Source organism: Staphylococcus sp. GDY8P119P, from assembly GCF_017892075.1.
Classification (GTDB): domain Bacteria; phylum Bacillota; class Bacilli; order Staphylococcales; family Staphylococcaceae; genus Staphylococcus; species Staphylococcus ureilyticus.
Map to the genome: position 1 here is coordinate 1 of NZ_JAESKJ010000017.1, position 3,129 is coordinate 3,129.

The 3,129-nt window shown below is 36.0% G+C and carries 4 protein-coding genes; all 4 read left to right on the top strand.

What is annotated here, in order from left to right; genetic code table 11:
- The coding region (locus KA830_RS12830; RefSeq protein WP_210134291.1) for a DUF927 domain-containing protein at positions 1-1,090 on the top strand (1,090 nt) is incomplete at its 5' end.
- Between the two features lie 68 nt (positions 1,091-1,158).
- Positions 1,159-1,434: a recombinase family protein gene (locus tag KA830_RS12835; protein ID WP_046207799.1), complete on the top strand. Its 276-nt coding sequence runs from the start codon at positions 1,159-1,161 to the stop codon at positions 1,432-1,434.
- Positions 1,435-1,625: 191 nt separating this feature from the next.
- On the top strand, positions 1,626-2,963 hold the full coding sequence (ccrA, locus tag KA830_RS12840) for a cassette chromosome recombinase CcrA (RefSeq protein ID WP_046207798.1): 1,338 nt from the start codon (positions 1,626-1,628) through the stop codon (positions 2,961-2,963).
- 33 nt (positions 2,964-2,996) lie between these two features.
- Positions 2,997-3,129 (top strand): recombinase family protein (locus tag KA830_RS12845; protein ID WP_204171333.1); only part of this gene is annotated, 133 nt, incomplete at its 3' end.

Here is a 3,129-nt window from a genome sequence, read left to right on the forward strand (position 1 = left end):
TGACCAAACATTATTCAGAGGGTGGAACGGCACTCGTAATGCAATTGAAGGATACTTAAGTAACAACTTTGGTGTTCCTATTGTCTTAGACGAATTATCAGCAGCGACCTTTAAAGATACCAATGGTTTGCTTTATTCCCTAGCAGAGGGGCAAGGTCGTCTACGTGCTAATCGAGAGGGAAATGTAAAAAATCCTCACCACTTTGGATCTAGTGTGATCAGTACAGCAGAACACACTATTTTCAAAGATGCTAGTGCAAATGATGGTTTGAGAGCAAGATGCATCGAAATTTCTGATGTCTTTACAACAAGTGCTGACAATGCGGACGCCATTAAAAAAGGAACATCAAAAAACTACGGACACGTAATGCCGTTAGTAGCTGAATATCTTCTAAATCGTGAATATGAAGTAATCAAGTGGTTTCATAGAGAACACGATTGGTTCAAAACACAACTTAACAATGAAACAAACAATGTAGGCATACGTATGTTCAAGCGCTACGCCACCATTATGGCATCAGCAAGAATATTAGTACGTGTAATTGCGACACCCATAGATTTGGATGCAGTTAGAGAGTATCTAGTTAGTTATCATGTAGATTCCGTAAGTGAACGCAGTTTGGCAGCCAAGGCGATTGATAGTGTGGTTCAGTTCGTGGCACGCAATCGTAGTAAGTTTGCGGAAAATGAAAAACTCTCCACAATGATTGAAAATTATGGCCTTATTGAGCTGAAAGACGATCACATCCAAGTCAAGATGCTTAAAGATGTTTTTAAACATATGCTAGAAGAAAACCAATATCAAGATGTAAAAAATGTAATAGATAGTTTAAGATCAGAAGGATATATCCAGATGGATTCCGATCGGATAGCCATCAAACGTAGTGTCAAAGATACTCAAGGAAAACCTAGGAGTATTGTATTCTATCATCTTAAATTGGATAAAGAACTTGCCCCTATTTTCGGCTTAAGCTCAAATTCAGAACCATTCACACTACCGCACTTTGATGGGAATACAAATCCAAATTTGCTTAATGACTTTGTTAATCAAGCCAGAGAAAAAGAAGCAAGTGACGATTTAGAACTATAAATTTGAATGTTATACCGCTACAACGCTCTATGCGTTGTAGCTCATTAAATCAACCGGAGGAATTAACTATGAATGTAATTGTATTAGCACATAATATTACAGATGAAAGAGAAGCCTACTTAGACGAACCTATTGATACTGTAAGAGCATATTGTAAAGAACATGGTTATAAAATCATAAAAGATTATAACGACGATAACCAATTGATAAATGATATTAAACTGAAGCACGTCAAACCTAAACATATTGTCTTTTGGGGCATTTATGAAGATTATCCTAAATTGGTCAGACTCTGCTCAACACGAGGTATCGAACTCATTCCAACGTTTCCAATATTGGTATAACACTTTTACTACTATCAAAGTTAATTGGGAGGAATAATATGGACGAATTAATCACATTACTCGCTGATTTAGTGATTGAAGAAATCAATCACGCTGATGACTAATAATAACGCCCAACACCTGATTGGTGTTGGGCTTATGTGTAAATTCATTCATAAATATATATTATCACTGTGGAAGGAGGAAACAGGATGAAACAAGCAATGGGTTACTTACGTCAAAGTACAACAAAACAACAATCACTCCCGGCACAGAAACAAGCCATCAAGACATTAGCTGAAAAACACAATATTCAACACATCACCTTTTATAGCGATAAGCAATCAGGACGCACTGATAAGCGAAACGGTTACCAGCAAATTACTGAACTGATTCAACAAGGACAATGTGACGTACTATGTTGCTATCGTCTGAATCGACTTCATCGTAATCTAAAAAATGCATTAAAACTCATGAAATTGTGTCAAACGTATCATGTTCATATCTTAAGCGTTCATGATGGCTACTTCGACATGGATAAAGCATTCGATCGGCTCAAACTCAATATTTTCATCAGCTTGGCCGAACTAGAATCTGATAATATAGGCGAACAAGTCAAAAATGGAATCAAAGAAAAAGCGAAACAAGGTAAAATGATTACAACACATGCACCCTTTGGGTATCACTATCATAATGGTACTTTCACAATAGACACAGTAAAAGCACCAACAATAAAAGCTGTGTTCAATTATTACCTTCAAGGTTATGGTTATAAAAAAATTGCGCAATACTTAGAAGCTGATAATAAATTCATTAATCGCAAACCCTATCAAGTGCGTAATATTATCCTTAACCCTAATTACTGTGGCCGTGTTATCAATCAATACGGACAATATGAAAACATGTTCCCAGCTATTGTCAGTACAACGATATACGAAGAAGCTCAAGTTACCCGAACTCAGAAACAAGTAAAACGTAAGCCGTCAGAAAATCAACTCAAACAAAAAATCAAATGTCCTTATTGTCATTCGACACTCACAAACATGACTGTCCGAAAACCAGATCATTCATTGCGTTACTATGTCTGTCCGCAAAATATGAATAACGCTCGCTTTGTTTGTGAATTTAAAGGAATCAACGCACAAGAATTAGAAACCAGTGTTTTAGCGACTTGTCAGGACTTCTTTCAAAATCAACAGCTCTATTCAAAAATAAACCATACTATTCAACAACGACTCAAAAGACAAAGAGATGTAGAAACTAAAACTACACTCAATCACGAGCAGCTGATAGAAAAATTAGCCCAAGGCAAAATTGATGCAGAAACGTTCAGAGAACAAACGCAATCATTACATCAACAATCAAAACCTATATCATCAATCAGTGCGTATCAAATTCGAAAAGCTTTCCAAAACATCATTCAACAACGTTTCACACTAAACATGTTGTACCCCTATATTGATGAAATTAATATTTCTAAAAATAAAAGCCTCGCTGGCATCTATTTCAAAAACGAACCACTGAATATTGTAAAGCAGACTATGAAATGATCAATTGTATAATTAAAGAAAGGATAGATTATAATGGATAAAATGAAGAAAAAGCTTGTAGGAGGCTACATTCGCGTATCCACAGAGAGACAAGTAGAGGGTTATAGCATTGAGGGACAAATTACACAAATAGAGCAATATTGCAAATTTAACGGCTATGAACTCG